The sequence below is a fragment of the Gemmatimonadota bacterium genome (assembly GCA_040882465.1).
GTDB lineage: Bacteria > Gemmatimonadota > Gemmatimonadetes > Longimicrobiales > Gaopeijiaceae > JBBEBG01.
The window spans coordinates 69,135-85,559 of the sequence record JBBEBG010000025.1; the positions used below are offsets into that span (position 1 = coordinate 69,135).

Genomic DNA, 16,425 nt, shown 5'->3' on the forward strand with positions numbered 1-16,425 from the left:
CGAAAGGAGAGCGGGGGTTGTCATCCGGGGATGCCTTCACACCCCCCTGGAGCGGTCGGTTCGTTCCGAAGGTGTTTGTACTCTCTTCCGTTCCACCCCCAGATCCCCAAGCAAAATCCCATTCCCGCGATCGCGAGATCGGGATACCCATCGCGCCCCGCCGGGCGGGTTTCCACGACCCTTCCGGGAATGCCGAGATTGGGCTGGTACGCTCCCGTCGAGTCCGCGATGAAGAGCATCACCCCGACCCCCGTTCCTCCGTAAAAGCAACCCAGGACTTCGATCAGGACCTCGGGCACCTCGTCCTGGTTCAAATCTTGCATTTCGACCTCGATGAGGGCGGACTGGCCACAGGCGACATCCACGAGAGCCCCTGGATCGAGCGAGTCCACCTGGACTGGGAGAGCGGTGGCGATGGCATTCTGCACGTCGGGAGCGATGGGAGAATCCGTGCCGAAGACGATCTGGGCCACGGGGCCCCGTTCGGCAGCAGGCGCTCCGGGCGGTGCCGCGCCGCCCCCGCACCCGGCCAGTAAGACGGAGCTCCATACGATCGTGACGCGCCGTCGCGATGATGCGATTAACAAGTCGGCCCTCTGGGGGAGTCTCCTGGAAGTAGTGTTGCGCGCGCGACAAAAATATCTCTGGCAAGTGCGGGCCGCCAACAGTAACTTCGCCGGAGAAACATATGGTTACGCTCGGATCAACATTCGGGAGCCCATGAAAAACAGGACCATACTCCTCTTCGCCGCGATCCTCGTGGCCGGGCTTCCCTTCTCGAGAATCGTTGGCCCGAGTCCGCTCGGGGCACAGTCGCCGCTCGATGTGGAGGCCCCGGACCCGGTTCTTCTCGATCCCGCGATGGCCGTCGGGCAGCTGGTACGCGCTCGGCTCGAGAACGACTTCGCCGCCATCCAGGCCTTTCGCCCGGGCTACACGTTTTGGGAGCACATCTTCACCATTCCCGACGGGTCTGTTGCCTTCGGGAGCGCGGTGGACGGTCGGCTCATCGCCGTCTTTCCCTCGAACGGGGACTGGTCGCGTGACGCGGCATGGGAGGAGCCCGAGCTCGCGGTCACCCTCGCGGGGAAGCGGCTCGCCTCGAACCTGGCGCGGCGCCGGGACGAGGTCGTGAGTCTCCTCGATCCCGTCACGGGGCCGCTCATGCACAACCCCACCCGCGGCGCTTTTGTCTCGCCGAACGTGGCGCGTTACGGTTCGTTCCTCGCGGATTGGGGCGCGATCTACGAGCGTTTCGGCGTGCCCGCGGAGATCGGCCTCGCCCAGGCCATGATCGAGTCGGGATTCAACCCCACGGTTCGCTCCGAGGCCCGCGCGATCGGCTTCTGCCAGTGGCTCGACCGGAACTGGAACGAGCTGAAACGCCTCTCGCCCAGCGTCATTGAAGCGCACAACCAGACGACGCAGGCGGCGTACTGCGCCGCGTATCTCGCGATCCTCACCGCGAAATACGGTTCGTTCATTCCAGCCCTTTCCGAGCACCACGCGGGGGGGACGAACGTGGGGCGGGCCCTGATCAACGGGGACCGGCTCGGTGGTCAGGACGTTCGCGAACAGTATTTGATCGGCGCCGCCTTCGCGCTGGATCTGCGCGAGATCTCGACCGACCGCTACCGGGAGGTCGTGCGCACCTATGGCCCGCGCTCCTTTCGTTACACGGAGATGGTCTTCGGAAACGCGGGGCGCATTCTGGAGCTGACGGCCTCGATCGCGCAGGATTCGATCTTCGCGATCCGCGCGGGGCGGAATATCCCGATCGAAGAGGTCGTCCGGCGTACGGGGCTCACAACGGACGAGGTCCGGCGCTTCAATCCCGCCCTCCTCAGGCAGGTCCCCGCGGGCGCGAACCTGTACCTCCCCTTTCCGATGGACGAGCTCGGGCGGGACGCCACTTTTTGGCACGGAGCCCCGTCCCCGGAATTCGCCGCGGTCCTGGAGGACATGTTCAGGCTCGGCGCTCCCGTGGCCCTGTGGGACGACCCAGGGTTCGAGCGAATACTCCGAGACCTCCAGACGCGCTTTCGGGAGACCGGAACCGAAGAGGGTGGCGTGATGGCGACGATGCTCGCCTTCGTCATGAACGAGACCTACCGGAGCGGACGCGGAGCCCAGCTGGCCGAGTTCCGCACGAGCACGCGGATCCTCCAGCTCTTCGAGGAAGGGGTGGCGGAGCGGGCAAACATGCGAGCCGCGTCCACGCTGGCGCGCTGAACGACTGCCCCACTCACGCGCCGAATCGCATCGCCGCGCCCACGGCATCGCCGCGCCCACGGCATCGCGGACGCTCGAACGCGCCCCCTACATCGCCCTCAGCGAACGCTTGAGCGCGATGATCCAACCGAGATGGATTCCGTCGTGCGCGAAGCTGAAGGTCAGCGCGTCGGCGGGTGAGGACAGGGCGACCCCGGCGGAGGTGAGGTACGGTCGTTCGTAACGTTCTCCCTCCCGTCCCTCGAACTCGTCGAAGAGCTCGGGGATCACGTCCACGAGATCCCGGGTGAGCTCGGCGAGTGAAGGGACCGGCGCCGATCCCCATTCGGCCGGACTCGAACCCTTTCGGAACCACCGGACCATCTCGTCGCTCACACTCAGCGGTTTTCCCGCGAGCCCGCGGGTGAGCGAGCGTGGCACCAGGGCGAGGTGCCCGGCGTGCCATCGGAGGTTGTTCTTCCACCCCGGCGGGACGACGTCTGCCCGTTCTTCGTCCTCGAGGAGCGCCTTCGCGATGCTCCCCCGCATCGTGTGGGACATGTCCCGCAGCTCACGCCATTCGATCATCTGGTTCGCCCTCCCTCGGGTTCACTACCTCGCGACTCCGAATCCCTGGTGCGTCCGCCCGCATAACGATCCCTGAGACGCCGCATCCCCGCCAGCCACCGGTCGGGATTTTCCGCGCGGCGCCGCGCGTATTCGGCGACTTCGGGGTGGGGAAGGATGAGGAACCGCTCCTTCTCCAAGCCCTCGATGACCGCATCCGCAACGACCTCAGGGTCGAGCATCCCGTCCACGCTCGCGACGCTTTCCTCGTGGCCGGCGGTCATCGCGGTCCGGACCGCCTGAGGGCAGAGGACCGACACCTGAATCCCCGCGCCGCCATGGTGGATTGAGATCCACTCCGCGAGGGCCACCGCCGCGTGTTTGGTCACGGAATAGGTCACCGAGCCGATCTGCGCCAGGAGTCCCGCGGCGGAGGCCGTAAAAAGAAGGGATCCGCCGCCGCGCGCGGCCATTCTCGGAACGAGGTGCCGGGCCGCGTACAGGTGGGACCTGAAGTTCACTTCCCACATCGTGTCCCAAACGCCGTCCGGGGTGTCGAGCCCCCCGGCCATGAAGACTCCGGCGTTCGAGCAAAATAGGTCTATGGGGCCGGCCTCTCGTTCCGCTCGTTCGATGAGCGCGACGACCTCGCTCTCGACCCGGACGTCCGTCCGCACGCCAATTCCACCGATTTCCCTCGCGACCTGGGCGGCGCCGTCGCCGTCGAGATCGGCCACGACGATCGACGCGGCCTCCTCCCGGTGGAATCTGCGTGCGAGGGCGCGCCCGATCCCGCTCGCGCCTCCCGTCACGACGACGACCCGGCCCCGAACCGTCATCGTTCGACCGGGCCGGTGGCCGCGCCCGGCTTCGACAGGCGCCTCACAGCGAATGCCCTCCGTCCACCACGATCGTCTGTCCGGTGACGAAGTCGTTCGCGGCGACGAGGGAGACGATCGTGCCGGCGCACTGCTCGGGCGTCGCGACGCCGCGCAGAGGGGCCGCCTTCGAGACGGCCTCGATCATCTCCTCGTAGCGCTCCTCGCCGAGACCTCCGCGCATCCAGCGGCCTTCGATGAATCCCGGTGCGACGCAGTTCACGCGAATCTCGGGTCCGAGGACTCGGGCCAGCGACTTTGTCATCGTGATGATCGCGGCCTTTGACGCGGCATACGGAATGGACGAGCCGACTCCGCGGATCCCCGCGACGGAGGCGACGTTCACGACGGCCCCCGACCCGGCGGCGCGCATGTGCGGAACTGCCGCGCGAGTGCAATAAAAGGTCCCCTTCACATTGACCCGGAAGGTGTCTTCCCACGCCTCCTCGGTCACGTCGTCGAGACGGTCGTGGGGGATGAAGTGGGTGGCCCCCGCGTTGTTCACGAGGATGTGGAGGGCGTCGAAGGCCTCGACCGCGGCCGCCACCAGAGCGCGGCATTGGCCGTCGTCACCCACATCGGCCTGAACGGCGATCGCTTCACCGCCTCCGGCCCGGATCGCGGCGACGACTTCCTCCGCGTCCTTCGCCGAACGCGCGTAGTTCACGACGACGTGGGCTCCGAGCTCCGCAAGGCGGTGCGCCGTCGCCCGGCCCACCCCCGCGGAAGACCCCGTCACGACGGCCACCTTTCCCCGGACGTCCACCTAGAGTCCCCTCCCAGAAGTTCGTTGAGCACCGAGGGTGTGGAAGCGCCGCGCCGGCAAGGCGCGACGACGAGGAGTAACAGGGCTACTTCGAGGAGGAGCAACGCTGCCGGGGCGGATGCGGCGGCGCACGAGCCGAGCGACCACAGGCGTTGGCACGACGTGAACGGGTCTCCGCGAGACGACGGCACACAGTGCCGTCAATGCCAACGAGCTTCTGGGACGGGACACTAGATCCCCTCGAGGGCTCTTTCGAGGTCGCCGAGGAGATCGTCCCCGTCCTCGATCCCGACCGAGAGCCTGACGAGCCCGTCGGTCACCCCGATCGCCTCTCGCTCGGCCTTGGGGACGGACCCATGGGTCATGAGCGCGGAGACCCCGATCAACGACTCGACCCCGCCGAGCGACTCCGCGAGGGCAAAAAGCTCGGTTCCCTCGACGAAGCGGCGCGCCCGATCGGCCGTTCCCAGATCCACGGTCACGACTCCTCCGAAGCCCGACATCTGACGAGCGGCCAACGCATGTTGGGGGTGCGACTCGAGTCCCGGATACAACGTCCGCTCCACGGCGGCGTGCGCCTCGAGGTAGCGGGCCACCTTCATCCCATTTTCGTTGTGGGCCCTCATGCGGAGGTGCAGCGTCTTCGTCCCGCGCAGGACGAGCCAGGCGTCGAGCGGACCCGGAATCGGGCCGGTCGTGTTGCGGAGCTGTCCGAGATCTGCCGCGAGATCGTCGTCGGCGACCACGAGGGCCCCCCCGACGATGTCCGAATGGCCTCCGAGGTACTTCGAGGTCGAGTGTGCGACGATGTGGACCCCGTGCGCGAGGGGGCGCTGATTGAAGGGAGTCGCGAAGGTGTTGTCCACGACGAGCCGGGCGTCCGCCGCCCGTGCGATTTCGCTCATTGCCGCGAGGTCGCAGATCCCCATCGTCGGATTCGTGGGGGTCTCCATCATGAGGAGCTTGGTCTTTGGGCGCAGCGCGGCCCGCACCGCCCCGAGGTCCCGCCCGTCCACAAAGGTGAAATTGATTCCAAAGCGGGAATAAACGCTTCGCGCCATGCGCGTCGTTCCCGCGTATGCGGCTTCCTCGCACACGACGTGGTCCCCCGCGGAAAGTGACTTCAGGACGCACTCGATCGCGGCGACACCGCTCGAGAACGCCAGCGCGTGTGTCCCGCCTTCGAGCGAGGCGAGATTCCTCTCGAGTGCCTCGCGCGTCGGGTTCTGGCCGCGGGAGTATACCCAGCCGAGGTGTTTCCCCAGCTCGGGCTGGACGTACGTGGAGGTCTGATAGATCGGCGGCATCACGGCGCCGGTCGTGGGATCGGGGGCCTGTCCTCCGTGGACCGCGCGCGTTCCGAACCCGCGCTCGGGGGATGGCGTCTTCATGGCGGATTCACAGGGCTCCAGCGGGACAAGGGCGCCGTTGACACTCGATTCCACTCCAGTGAAGCTTCGGAGTTCCCCCAAGCACGATCCCTTCCCCTGGCACACAAAGGCGTCGATCATGCCGCTGGCGCTGCCCCCCGACCTGATGGTGAGCGTTTCAGGCTTCCGGGGGAAAGTCGGAAGCTGCCTGACTCCGGAGCTCATCACCTCCCTCGCGGCCGGCTTCGGCCTTTTCCTCCGCGAGGAGGGTGCGGGAAGGACCGTCTACCTCGGCCGAGACTCGCGCACCTCCGGGAGGATGTACGCGGACGCCGCACGCGCCGGTCTCCTCTCCGTCGGCGGCGATGTCGTGGATCTCGGGATCGTCCCGACGCCGACCCTCCTCCTCGCCGCCGAAGAGGCCGGAGCGGCGGGGGCGCTCGGCGTCACCGCCAGTCACAACCCGTCCGAGTGGAACGCGCTCAAGTTCGCGGGGGGGGACGGCGTCTTTCTCGATCCGGGCCGGATGGGACGCTTTCAGGAGTCTCTCCGCGCCGAGTCCTTTCCCCGCGCGACCTGGGACACGCTCGGAACCGCGGTCGAGGACGACGGCGCGATCGCCCGCCACATCGAGCGTATCCTCGCGCTTCCTTTCCTCGACCTGGTCGGGCTGCGGGCGCGTGCCTTCCACGTCGCGGTGGATTGCGTTCACGGCGCCGGCGGGCGTGTCATTCCGACGCTACTCGAGACGCTCGGGTGCAGGGTGACCGGAATCGGGCTCGAGACGGATGGGCATTTCCCCCGAGATCCGGAGCCCACCTCGGCGAACCTGGGAGATCTCGGGAAGCTGGTCCGAGAGTCGGGCGCGGAACTCGGATTCGCCGTGGATCCCGACGTGGACCGCCTTTCTCTCGTGGATGGGGACGGGGCGCCTCTCGGGGAGGAGCTGACCCTCGCCCTCTGCGCGGCGACGGTCCTGGCCCGGCAGACGGGGCCAGTCGTCACGAATCTCTCGACCTCGCGGGTGATCGAGGATGTGGCGGACCATTTCGGGGTCTCGGTCATGCGGACCCCGGTGGGAGAGATCAACGTCGCCCGCCGCATGCAGAAGGAGGGCGCGGTCGTGGGGGGGGAAGGAAACGGCGGCGTGATCCTTCCCGCGCTCCACCTGACCCGCGATGCTCCTCTGGGATGCGCACTCGTCCTCCAGCATCTCCTCGACGAGGGACACACGTTGCGCGAGGCCGCCGATCGTTGGCCGGGGTACACGATCGTCAAGGAAAAGCTGGACTTCCCGCGGGATAAAATCGCCGAGGCGTACCACTCCCTGATGCAGGGGCTGCCCGAGGGCGGAGTTTCCAATCAGGATGACGGATTTCGGGTGGATTGGGCAGGCCGGGGCGAATGGCTCCACGTCCGGCCATCAGGGACAGAACCGGTGGTCCGCCTGATCGCTGAGGCGCGGGACGGGACGAGGGCGTCGGAGTTGATTAAGCTGGCCCGAGACTTGCTAGGATAATGCCGGGGTAATGCCGGGGTGCGGATCGGCCCGCCCCTCGAGGGGCGGACTGGCTCCGCCGTCAGAGGGACCAGACGCGCCAGAGTCGTCGAAACCGGAAGCGGCATATGTGCGGAATTGTTGGTTACGTGGGCTCGAAAAGCGCTGTCCCCATCCTCCTGGACGGGCTCCGGCGGCTCGAGTATCGCGGTTACGACTCGGCGGGCGTCAGCGTGATGGGACCCGACGGGGTCCTCCGGACCGTCAAGGCCGCCGGGAAGCTCGCGGAGCTTGAGCGGATCCTCAAGACGAATCCGGTCGCAGGGACCTGCGGGATCGGCCACACTCGTTGGGCCACGCACGGCTCTCCCACCGAACGCAACGCCCATCCCCATCTCTCGGCTACCGGCGACATCGCTCTCGTCCACAACGGGATCATCGAAAATTCGGGCGCCCTGCGGGCGCGTCTCGAGGCCGAAGGGGTCGTCTTCCGGAGCGAGACGGACACCGAAGTCCTCGTCCACCTCATCGACCGACTCTGGCCCGCGGGCGGCCATCTCGAAGACGCGGTCGCGGCCGCCCTGGAGCAGGTGATCGGCGCGTACGGAATCGCGGTGATCAGCTCCCGCGATCCCAACAAGATCGTCGCGGCCCGCCACGGCTCGCCCCTCCTTCTCGGAGTCGGAACAAATGGCGAGGTCCTCGTGGGCTCCGACGCGGCCGCCCTCATCGCCCACACGCGTCACGTGGTTTATCTCGACGACGGCGACTACGCGGCGATCACGCCGGACGGATACCAGGCCGTACACATTCACCAGGGCCCGGTGAGCCGGCAGGTTCATGAGGTGACGTGGGATCTCGGCGCGATCGAGAAGTCCGGGTACGAACACTTCATGCTCAAGGAGATCTTCGAGCAGCCCCGGACTCTGGAAGACGTGATGCGGGGCCGGCTCCTCGAAGAAGAGGGCTCCGCCCGTCTCGGTGGGGTCACCATCTCCGACCGAGACCTCCTCACCGTGGAGCGGATCGTGATCACCGCGTGTGGCACGTCGTGGCACTCGGCGCTGATCGGCGAATACATGCTGGAAGAGCTCGCGCGGATCCCGACGAAAGTCGAATACGCTTCGGAGTTTCGGTACAAGAACCCGGTCGTGGACCGGAACACGCTCGTCATCGCGATCAGCCAGTCGGGGGAAACCGCCGACACGCTGGCCGCGCTCCGGGAGGCTCGGCGGCGCGGAGCGCGCGTCATGGGGATCGTGAACGCGGTCGGATCCACGATCGCGCGGGAGACGGACTTCGGGATCTATCTCCACGCGGGTCCCGAGATCGGGGTCGCCTCGACGAAGGCTTTCACCAGCCAGGTCGCCGCGCTCGCGTTATTCACTCTCTATCTGGCCCGCCGTCGCGATCTTTCCATTCTCGAGGGGAGAAAGCTGGTGAAGGCGCTTCGGGATCTCCCCGAGCAGGTGGCGCGCATCCTCAGGGGGAGCGACGAGATCCGCAACCTCGCGGAACTCTACCGGGACGCCCCGAACTTTCTCTATCTGGGACGCGGTTACCAGTTCCCCGTTGCCCTCGAGGGCGCTCTGAAGCTTAAGGAAGTAAGTTACATCCACGCAGAAGGTTACCCTGCCGCGGAAATGAAGCACGGACCCATCGCGCTCATTGACGAGCACATGCCTGTGGTTGTCCTCGCGCCGAAGGACTCCGTGTACAGCAAGATCCTTTCGAACATCGAAGAGGTGAAGGCGCGCGCCGGCCAGGTGATCGCGGTCGTCAACAACGGCGCCGCGGAGCTCCAGGGCAAGGTGGATCACTTCCTGAGCGTCCCCGAAACTCACCCCGCGCTCCTCCCGATCCTTACCGTGATCCCGCTCCAGCTCCTTGCGTATCACATCGCGGTGCTGAGGGGATGCGACGTGGATCAACCGAGAAACCTGGCGAAGTCGGTGACGGTCGAGTGATGGGATGCCGCCAGGGGTGAGCATGCGATGAGGGTCGTACTCCAGAGGGTGACGGAGGCCTCCGTCTCCGTGGACGGCAAGGTCGTCGGATCCACGGGGCGAGGCCTCCTCCTCTTGGTGGGATTCTTATCAGGGGACGGCGAAGAGGAGCTCGCCTGGATGGCGCGAAAGATTCTCGAGCTCCGCATCTTTCCCGACGACGAAGGAAAGATGAACCGCTCCCTCGCGGAAAATGGAGGGGGGATCCTCGTCGTCAGCCAGTTCACCCTCTACGGCGATGCGCGGAAAGGAAGGCGTCCCTCCTTCGTACGTGCGGCCCCTCCCGAGATCGCCATCCCGCTGTACCGGCGTTTCGTGGCGCTCCTGCGCGAGTCGGCGCCCGGGACCGTGAGCGAAGGGGAGTTCGGGGCGATGATGGAGGTCTCGCTCGTGAACGACGGACCCGTCACCCTCGTTCTCGAAAAAGAGGCGGAAGGATGACCCTCGTGCTCGCCTCGGCCTCGCCCCGGCGGGCGGAGATTCTCCGGACCCTCGGCTTCATATTCCAGGTAGCTCCATCGGATGCGGACGAGACGGTGCTCTCCGGTGAGTCACCCGGTGCGCATGCGGAGCGGTTGGCTCGGACAAAAGCCGAGTCGGCGGCGCGCCGGTACGCTGCGGCCCACGTGCTCGCCGGCGACACCGTGGTCACCCTGGACGGGGAGATTCTCGGAAAACCCCGTGACGATGACGACGCGGTCCGGATGCTCCTCCGCCTCCAGGGCCGGTCCCACGACGTTGTTTCCGCACTCGCCCTCGGTCTCCCTCCGGGGGAGGGAAGCCTGGGCCGGCGGACCCTCGCGGGCATCGAAGTGACCGCGGTCAACTTTCGCCCCTTCGGGCGTGCCTTCGCCGAGGCGTACGTGGCCACGGGGGAGCCGCTCGACAAAGCCGGCGCGTACGGGATCCAGGGAATGGGGGCTGCGCTCGTGGAGCGAATCCAGGGCGACTACACCGCCGTGGTGGGGCTTCCCGTCCCCCTCCTTCTCCGCCTGATGGAGCAGGGGGGGCTTCCGTACCGGTTCGGCGCCGTCGGGGACTGAGTCCCGGACACCCGCCGGGGACGAGACCCCGCTTGGGGGCGGGAATCTCCGCGGCGGCACGCGACGCCAAGGGGCTCCCTTCGGATCTTTCGTCCCTGCGTGGGGAAATACTATGTTGTGGGTGTGCGCTGACTTCTTTCCGGAGCATCCCATGCGGAAGGATCGCAGGTTTTTCGTCGGTCTGATCGGGGTGGCCGCCGTCGTCATCTATCTGGTGTGGACGGGGATCGCTGCGACCATGACCTATGCCGTGACCCCCGCCGAGCTCTTCGCGAACCTCGAATTGAATCCGGAGGACTCCGGCCGGGGAATCCGTGTGAGCGGCCACGTCCTTCCGGGGAGCCATTCGCAGGCTTCCGGAGAGCTGAAGCACCAGTTCATCGTCGTGGATCCCACCGACGAATCGATCCGGATCGTCGTGGAGTTTCCTCACCCGCTTCCCGACACCTTTTCAGACGACCAGGCGATGCTGACCGAAGTCGTGATGGAAGGGCGGTTGCGCGAAGACGGGATCTTCGAGGCGACTGAAGTCCTGACCAAGTGTGGGAGCCGCTACGAAGCCGTTCCCGAAGCGCCTGGTTCCGAGGTGCCTTCGGCCGGGTCTCCCGGCGCGTTGCCGGACCAACGGATTGCCTCGACTGAGGGAAAGGTGGACGGGTGATCCCCGAGCTGGGCGAATTCGCACTCTGGATCGCCCTGCCCATCGCACTCTGGGGAAGCGTCCTCGCCTTCCTCGGAGGGAAGAGTTCCCGCGGCGACCTGGTCCTCTCCGGCGAACGCAGCACCTACGCCGTCTTCTTCCTCATCGCGCTGGCCTCGGCCGGGATCATCACGGCCTTTCTGCAAGACCGCTTCGAGTACGCATACGTCTATAACTATTCGAGTCGGAACCTCATGACCTATTTCAAGGTCGCGGGGCTCTGGGCGGGGCAGGACGGCTCCATCATCTTCTGGGCGCTGAACCTCGCCCTCTTCTCGTCGATCGCGGTCTGGGTCAACCGGAAGAAGAACCGAGAGCTGATGCCGTACGTAAACGGCATCCTCCTCGCGGTGATCTCCTTTTTTCTCGTGCTCGGGATCTTCGTCACCTCGCCCTTCGAGCAGCTCGGGTTCACCCCGGCGGATGGGCGTGGGCTGAACGTGCAGCTCCAGAACTACTGGATGACGATCCACCCCCCGACGCTCTACCTGGGGTTCACCTCCTTCACCGTCCCCTTCGCCTTCGGGATGTCCGCGCTCCTCACCGGGAGACTGGACGCGCGCTGGATCCAGCTCACCCGAAAGTGGGTGCTGACGAGCTGGCTCTTCCTCGCCCTGGGGATCATCTTCGGAATGCGGTGGGCCTACGAGGAGCTGGGATGGGGCGGATACTGGTTTTGGGACCCCGTCGAAAACGCCTCGCTCCTCCCCTGGCTGGTGGCGACGGCCTTCCTCCACTCCGTGATGATCCAGGAAAATCGAGGGATGCTGAAGGTGTGGAACATGGGACTCGTGCTCCTCACCTACCTCATGACGATCTTCGCGACCTTCCTCACGCGGTCGGGGCTGATCGAGTCGGTGCACTCCTTCGCGCAGAACATCACGATCGCCTGGATCTTCCTCGGGTTCATGGGGCTGGTGGGCGGCGTCGGGCTCATCCTCATTCTCTGGCGGCTCCCCCTCCTCCAGAGCGAGCGCCAATTCGAGTCCCTCGTCTCGAGGGAGGCGGCGTTCCTCCTGAACAACCTCGTCCTCCTCGGGATCGCCTTCGCGGTCATCTGGGGAATGATGTTTCCCCTGATCACCGAGGGTTTCGCGGAGTTCCGCGTGGCGATCGGTGCCCCATTTTTCAACCGTGTGAACATCCCGATCGGTCTCGCCCTGCTCGCGCTCATGGGGATCGGCCCGGTCATCGCCTGGCGTAAGGCGAGCGTGCGAAACCTCCAGCGCAACTTCGTCCTTCCGCTGGGAGTGGGAGTGGGCATCGGAGCGATCCTGTTCGCGATGGGCGTCCGGCACGCCTATGCCCTCCTCACCTTCGCGATCGGCACCTTCGTCCTCGCGATTATCGCGATCGAGTTCGTGAAGGGGACGCGGGCACGCGCGCGCATCGAGGAGGAGGGGATGGGAACGGCCTTCGTGCACCTCGTGAGGCGGAATCGCCAGCGGTGGGGCGGTTACATCGTGCACGTCGGCGTGGTCGTGATGTTCATGGGCTTCGCGGGTACCGCCTACGACGAGGAGGTCACGCAGAACCTGGCTCCCGGAGAGACGCTCACGATCGCCTCCGCAATGGGGCACGAGTATGCGCTGGTCTACCAGGGGCTCTCGACGCACCGCGCTCCGAACATGGATCAGATCGTCGCACTCTTCTCGGTGAGCCGCGACGGGCGCGATCTCGGATCCATGACGTCGGAGATCCAACTCGTCCGGGCGCCGCCGCAGAGGACGACGCAGGTCGGGATCGAACACTTCCTCCTCGAGGACCTCTACGTGATCGTCGCGGAAGTTTCGGAAAATGCGGCGAGTCTTTTCGACCTGAACGACGCCGCGCTCCAGCGCGCGACCTTCCGGGTCCTCGTGAATCCCCTCGTCCCCTGGATCTGGTACGGGGGCCTCATCCTCGTCGTGGGAACCCTGATTGCGCTCTGGCCTGGCGCCGGGGTCCCCACGAGGCGTATCGCTCCAGCCCCCGTGCCCGCCGCGGTGGGATGAGCGTCCTCATCCCCGCGGTTATTCTCGCCATCGCGGTGGTGTTCTTCGTCCTGTACCCCGTGGTCGTGGGGGAGTGGGCGCCGATGAATCGGGACGTGGACGAGCTCACGGAGACGCAGCATCGGAAGCGGATCGCGCTTCTCGCATTGCGCGACGTGGAGTACGATTTCCATGCCGGGAAGCTTGACGAATCCGACTACCTGAGGCTCAAGCGAGAGATCTCCTCCGAGGCGCTCCAGGCGCTCGACTCCGAGGAGGCGGAATGGGTCGCGCAGGCGGGGGCGCGCGAGGCCGGCGGGGCGCAGCCTTCAGGCGAGGCGGCGGCTCCCATGGGATCCGAGAACGTGGAGGCGGAGATCGCCGCGCTCCGAGCTTCCATTCGCGAGGGCATGGTCTGTCCGCACTGCGGCCACCCCAATTCCCGCGGGAGCCGCTTCTGCGGGGACTGCGGCTCGGCCCTCCCACAGGTGCACAGCTCGGCGGGAGGCGCGTAGGAAGTTGGCCGCCGTCCTGGAGGCGCAGGGGCTGGCGCGATCCTACGGCCCGATACGCGCCGTGGACGACATCTCCTTCTCGTTGGGGGAAGGGGAGCTCCTCACACTTCTCGGTCCGAACGGGGCGGGAAAAACGACCCTGCTCGGCATGCTCGGCGGTGCGCTCCGGCCCCAAGCCGGGGAGATCAGATTCCGGGGGGAGCCGCGGAATTTGGGAGAGACCGCTTGGCGCCGGGAGATCGGGGTCCTCTCTCACCGCACCTTCCTCTACGGCCCCCTGAGCGCACGGGAGAATCTCGACTTTTACGGGCGGCTGTACGGTCTCCCGGGGCTTGCCGAGAGGGTGGACGTACGGCTTGAGGAAGTCGGGCTCGCGCCGCACCGGGACCGGAGGGTTCGAGACTTCTCCCGCGGCATGCGTCAACGCCTTGCTCTGGCGCGCACGCTCCTCCACGATCCATCTCTCGTCCTCCTCGACGAGCCCTTCACCGGGCTCGACGTGCATGCGTCGGCGCTCCTTCGGGAGGTCCTCAGCCGGCTGAAGGACGGACGGCGCACCGTGGTGCTCGTGACCCACTCACTCTCGGATGGCCTCGCACTCGCGGACCGGGTGGCGATTCAGGTGGAGGGGCGCTTCGCCTTCCTCGGCGCCCGTTCGGAGATCCCCACCGGAGAGGAGGAAGCGTTTTACCGCGGAGTCGTCGAGCGGGGGGCGGGAGTCGGGTGAGCCACTACCTCCGACAGGTCTGGGCCATCGCGGCCAAGGATCTGAGGGTCGAGCTTCGGACCCGCGAGCGCTTCGCTTCGATGGGCGCGTTCGTCGTCCTGACCGCCGTACTCTTCGACTTTGGCATCGACCGAACGCAGTTCGACCCTCGTGAGATCGCGGCGGTCCTCATCTGGTTGATCGTGATCCTCGCCGGCCTGCTGGGCCTGGGGAGGACCTTCGAGCTGGAGAAGGAAGACGGAGGGCTGGAGGGCCTTCTCGTCGCTCCCGTGCCTCGGGATGCCATTTACCTGGGGAAGGTGGTCGCGAACGCGGTTCTTCTGAGCGTGACTCTGGCGCTGACGGTAGCCACGATCGCGCTCCTCTTCCGCGTGGACTTCACGCAGAGTCCCGGGGCCCTCGCGCTCGTGCTAGGACTGGGGCTCCTGGGCTTCACGGCGTTGGGCACGCTCTTCGGTGGGATCACCGCCGGCACACGCATGGGGAGCACCCTCCTTCCCGTCCTCATCTTCCCCCTCCTGGCACCCCTGGTGATCTTCGGCGCCGACGCTACGGCGACCCTCCTCGCGGGCTTTCCCTCGAGCGAGGTGAATGGCAACTTACGAATGATCTCGGCCTATGCCCTTGTGTCGCTGACGGCGGGCGTCGGCCTTTTTCGCTACGTCGTGGAGGATTGATGTCGCTCCAAAAGACCCGGATCGCGGCACTGACGTTCGGGGCGCTGGGCGTCGCTCTGACGCTTCTCTTCCACTGGCTCGTCTTTTTCTGGGTTCCCGACGTGCTCGGGTTCCGGATCGCCCAGCGGATCTACTACATCCACGTTCCCGCCGCCTGGGTCGCGTTCCTCGCCTTCGGCATGGTTGCGGTCTGCAGCGTCGTGTACCTCTGGCTGCGCGAAGAGAAGGCGGATCAGCTCGCGCACGCGGCGGCGGAGGGCGGCCTCGTGTTCACCACGATCGTGCTCACGACGGGGCCTCTCTGGGCGAGGCTGCAATGGGGCGTGTGGTGGACCCCGGACCCCAGGCTGACGCTGACCGCACTCTTGTGGTTCGTGTACCTCGGGTATCACCTCGCCAGGGGAGCGACGGAGAACCCGGAGCTCGGAAAAAAATTCGCGGCAGTCGTCGGAATCGTTGGCGCGGCGCTCATTCCGCTCATCCACGTCAGCGTTCTCTGGTGGGGAGGGACGCACCCCGAGCCCGTCGTCTTAAATGCCGCGGGCTCCTTCGCCGATCCGGAGATCGAGACGGTGCTCTTCACAGCGTTCGCGGCATGGATCTTCTTATTTCTTTCACTCGTGTTGCTGAGGTATACCGCGGCGCAGCTGGAAGAGCGAGTCGCCCGCGCCTCCCCCTCGGTCCTGGTTTCGGAAGGAGAATCGAGAGCATGAAGCTTCGTTCGATCGTTGTGAGGTGGGGTGGCGCCCTCGTCGTCCTTCTGGCCGCGCTGACGGTCGCCTTCGCCCAGCCTGCGGCCGCTCAGTCCGCGGTGCAGCCCGTGCCGCAGATGGAAGACTTCTGGCACATCTTCATCGCGTACGCGATCGCCTGGATTCTGCTCTTCGGCTGGCTCCTCTCGATCCTGAAGCGGATCCGCCGCGTCGAGGAGCGACTCAAGCCCTGAGGAGAGCCCTGAGGAGAGCGTAGAAGCGCGAGGGATACGTCCCCGATGCGCGGGGAGCCCGAAGATCGGGACGGGGCCCCACGGTCCCGCGAAGACTTCGCTCAGGCCTCGGAGTCGTTGGCCGGATTCGCGTACCGCTCGAGGAGGCGGTTGGTGGCGTCGAGGAAGGAGAGGACGGCACCCCGCGTGACGTCGTCGCCCGGTGCCACCGTCGCGCCGATGAGATCCACGCGTTGCTCCAGGATGCGGGCGCGGACGGCGACGATGACAAGGAGGGAATCGAAGGCGCGCACGAGACGGGTCCCTCGGAGCTCCAATTCGAGAGCGGCGCTGGCGGCCAGCACGACAGCCTGAAGGGCTGCCTCCGCTCCGGCGAGGGCATGCCCCTGAGGGGTCGCATTCCCCTGGCCGATCCCGACGAAGGCGGGACCCCCCAACCATTCCACTTCCACCTCGACGCGGCACCGCGAATTTCGCGAGTCCTGGACATCCACCCGGTTGCAGCGGACCCGCGCGCGGCGCACGGGAGGAAGAGGGTTTTCCGACAT

The 16,425-nt window shown here is 66.4% G+C and carries 18 protein-coding genes; 12 read left to right on the forward strand and 6 right to left on the reverse strand.

Annotation, left to right across the window (positions count from 1 at the left end; genetic code table 11):
- Nucleotides 1-20: 20 nt before the first annotated feature.
- On the reverse strand, nt 21-587 hold the full coding sequence (locus tag WEG36_07695; protein MEX1257484.1) for a hypothetical protein: 567 nt from the start codon (nt 585-587) through the stop codon (nt 21-23).
- A gap of 133 nt (nt 588-720) precedes the next feature.
- On the opposite strand from WEG36_07695, the gene WEG36_07700 reads away from it, so the two are divergent.
- A complete protein-coding gene (locus tag WEG36_07700) occupies nt 721-2,232 on the forward strand; it encodes a transglycosylase SLT domain-containing protein (protein MEX1257485.1) in 1,512 nt (503 codons plus the stop codon).
- Between the two features lie 87 nt (nt 2,233-2,319).
- Here WEG36_07700 and WEG36_07705 read toward each other — a convergent pair whose 3' ends face one another.
- The 4 genes from WEG36_07705 to WEG36_07720 form a co-directional block, all read right to left on the reverse strand.
- Nucleotides 2,320-2,799: a DinB family protein gene (locus WEG36_07705; GenBank protein ID MEX1257486.1), complete on the reverse strand. Its 480-nt coding sequence runs from the start codon at nt 2,797-2,799 to the stop codon at nt 2,320-2,322.
- On the reverse strand, nt 2,796-3,617 hold the full coding sequence (locus WEG36_07710; protein ID MEX1257487.1) for an SDR family NAD(P)-dependent oxidoreductase: 822 nt from the start codon (nt 3,615-3,617) through the stop codon (nt 2,796-2,798). The genes WEG36_07705 and WEG36_07710 overlap by 4 nt, the downstream gene beginning before the upstream one ends.
- A gap of 43 nt (nt 3,618-3,660) precedes the next feature.
- A complete protein-coding gene (locus WEG36_07715; protein MEX1257488.1) occupies nt 3,661-4,422 on the reverse strand; it encodes a glucose 1-dehydrogenase in 762 nt (253 codons plus the stop codon).
- A gap of 230 nt (nt 4,423-4,652) precedes the next feature.
- Complete coding sequence (locus tag WEG36_07720; protein ID MEX1257489.1) at nt 4,653-5,813, reverse strand: PLP-dependent aspartate aminotransferase family protein; 1,161 nt, start codon at nt 5,811-5,813, stop codon at nt 4,653-4,655.
- A 118-nt stretch (nt 5,814-5,931) separates the two neighbouring features.
- Here WEG36_07720 and glmM point away from each other — a divergent pair, with 118 nt between their 5' ends.
- The 11 genes from glmM to WEG36_07775 all read left to right on the forward strand — a co-directional run bounded on the left by glmM (nt 5,932) and on the right by WEG36_07775 (nt 15,877).
- The gene (glmM, locus tag WEG36_07725; protein ID MEX1257490.1) at nt 5,932-7,311 is read left to right on the forward strand and encodes a phosphoglucosamine mutase; all 1,380 of its coding nucleotides are present in this window, start codon (nt 5,932-5,934) and stop codon (nt 7,309-7,311) included.
- 107 nt (nt 7,312-7,418) lie between these two features.
- Nucleotides 7,419-9,257: a glutamine--fructose-6-phosphate transaminase (isomerizing) gene (glmS, locus tag WEG36_07730; protein ID MEX1257491.1), complete on the forward strand. Its 1,839-nt coding sequence runs from the start codon at nt 7,419-7,421 to the stop codon at nt 9,255-9,257.
- A gap of 27 nt (nt 9,258-9,284) precedes the next feature.
- Nucleotides 9,285-9,737 carry a D-aminoacyl-tRNA deacylase gene (dtd, locus tag WEG36_07735; protein ID MEX1257492.1) on the forward strand — a complete coding sequence of 151 codons (453 nt, stop codon included), beginning with the start codon at nt 9,285-9,287 and terminating at the stop codon, nt 9,735-9,737.
- The gene (locus WEG36_07740; protein MEX1257493.1) at nt 9,734-10,339 is read left to right on the forward strand and encodes a Maf family protein; all 606 of its coding nucleotides are present in this window, start codon (nt 9,734-9,736) and stop codon (nt 10,337-10,339) included. The genes dtd and WEG36_07740 overlap by 4 nt, the downstream gene beginning before the upstream one ends.
- Before the next feature lie 151 nt (nt 10,340-10,490).
- Nucleotides 10,491-11,000: a cytochrome c maturation protein CcmE gene (locus WEG36_07745; GenBank protein ID MEX1257494.1), complete on the forward strand. Its 510-nt coding sequence runs from the start codon at nt 10,491-10,493 to the stop codon at nt 10,998-11,000.
- A complete protein-coding gene (locus WEG36_07750) occupies nt 10,997-13,033 on the forward strand; it encodes a heme lyase CcmF/NrfE family subunit (protein ID MEX1257495.1) in 2,037 nt (678 codons plus the stop codon). The genes WEG36_07745 and WEG36_07750 overlap by 4 nt, the downstream gene beginning before the upstream one ends.
- Nucleotides 13,030-13,527, forward strand: a complete 498-nt coding sequence (locus WEG36_07755; GenBank protein MEX1257496.1) for a zinc-ribbon domain-containing protein — start codon at nt 13,030-13,032, stop codon at nt 13,525-13,527. The genes WEG36_07750 and WEG36_07755 overlap by 4 nt, the downstream gene beginning before the upstream one ends.
- A gap of 4 nt (nt 13,528-13,531) precedes the next feature.
- Nucleotides 13,532-14,254, forward strand: a complete 723-nt coding sequence (locus WEG36_07760) for an ABC transporter ATP-binding protein (GenBank protein ID MEX1257497.1) — start codon at nt 13,532-13,534, stop codon at nt 14,252-14,254.
- Complete coding sequence (locus WEG36_07765; protein ID MEX1257498.1) at nt 14,251-14,931, forward strand: heme exporter protein CcmB; 681 nt, start codon at nt 14,251-14,253, stop codon at nt 14,929-14,931. The genes WEG36_07760 and WEG36_07765 overlap by 4 nt, the downstream gene beginning before the upstream one ends.
- Nucleotides 14,931-15,644: a cytochrome c biogenesis protein gene (locus tag WEG36_07770; GenBank protein MEX1257499.1), complete on the forward strand. Its 714-nt coding sequence runs from the start codon at nt 14,931-14,933 to the stop codon at nt 15,642-15,644. Before WEG36_07765 ends, WEG36_07770 begins: the two co-directional genes overlap by 1 nt.
- Nucleotides 15,641-15,877, forward strand: coding sequence for a CcmD family protein (locus WEG36_07775; protein MEX1257500.1), 237 nt, complete (start codon nt 15,641-15,643; stop codon nt 15,875-15,877). The genes WEG36_07770 and WEG36_07775 overlap by 4 nt, the downstream gene beginning before the upstream one ends.
- A gap of 101 nt (nt 15,878-15,978) precedes the next feature.
- Here WEG36_07775 and WEG36_07780 read toward each other — a convergent pair whose 3' ends face one another.
- Nucleotides 15,979-16,425 (reverse strand): hypothetical protein, encoded by a 447-nt coding sequence (locus WEG36_07780; protein MEX1257501.1) that lies wholly within the window; start codon nt 16,423-16,425, stop codon nt 15,979-15,981.

Bases quoted from the DNA above. Each gene is read 5' to 3' on its own strand.
- glmM (MEX1257490.1), top strand. From the start codon at position 5,932: ATGCCGCTGGCGCTGCCCCCCGACCTGATGGTGAGCGTTTCAGGCTTC.
- WEG36_07705 (MEX1257486.1), bottom strand. From the start codon at position 2,799: ATGATCGAATGGCGTGAGCTGCGGGACATGTCCCACACGATGCGGGGG.
- WEG36_07755 (MEX1257496.1), top strand. From the start codon at position 13,030: ATGAGCGTCCTCATCCCCGCGGTTATTCTCGCCATCGCGGTGGTGTTC.
- WEG36_07720 (MEX1257489.1), bottom strand. From the start codon at position 5,813: ATGAAGACGCCATCCCCCGAGCGCGGGTTCGGAACGCGCGCGGTCCAC.
- WEG36_07745 (MEX1257494.1), top strand. From the start codon at position 10,491: ATGCGGAAGGATCGCAGGTTTTTCGTCGGTCTGATCGGGGTGGCCGCC.
- WEG36_07780 (MEX1257501.1), bottom strand. From the start codon at position 16,425: ATGTCGGAAAACCCTCTTCCTCCCGTGCGCCGCGCGCGGGTCCGCTGC.
- WEG36_07775 (MEX1257500.1), top strand. From the start codon at position 15,641: ATGAAGCTTCGTTCGATCGTTGTGAGGTGGGGTGGCGCCCTCGTCGTC.
- glmS (MEX1257491.1), top strand. From the start codon at position 7,419: ATGTGCGGAATTGTTGGTTACGTGGGCTCGAAAAGCGCTGTCCCCATC.
- WEG36_07710 (MEX1257487.1), bottom strand. From the start codon at position 3,617: ATGACGGTTCGGGGCCGGGTCGTCGTCGTGACGGGAGGCGCGAGCGGG.
- WEG36_07700 (MEX1257485.1), top strand. From the start codon at position 721: ATGAAAAACAGGACCATACTCCTCTTCGCCGCGATCCTCGTGGCCGGG.
- dtd (MEX1257492.1), top strand. From the start codon at position 9,285: ATGAGGGTCGTACTCCAGAGGGTGACGGAGGCCTCCGTCTCCGTGGAC.
- WEG36_07740 (MEX1257493.1), top strand. From the start codon at position 9,734: ATGACCCTCGTGCTCGCCTCGGCCTCGCCCCGGCGGGCGGAGATTCTC.
- WEG36_07770 (MEX1257499.1), top strand. From the start codon at position 14,931: ATGTCGCTCCAAAAGACCCGGATCGCGGCACTGACGTTCGGGGCGCTG.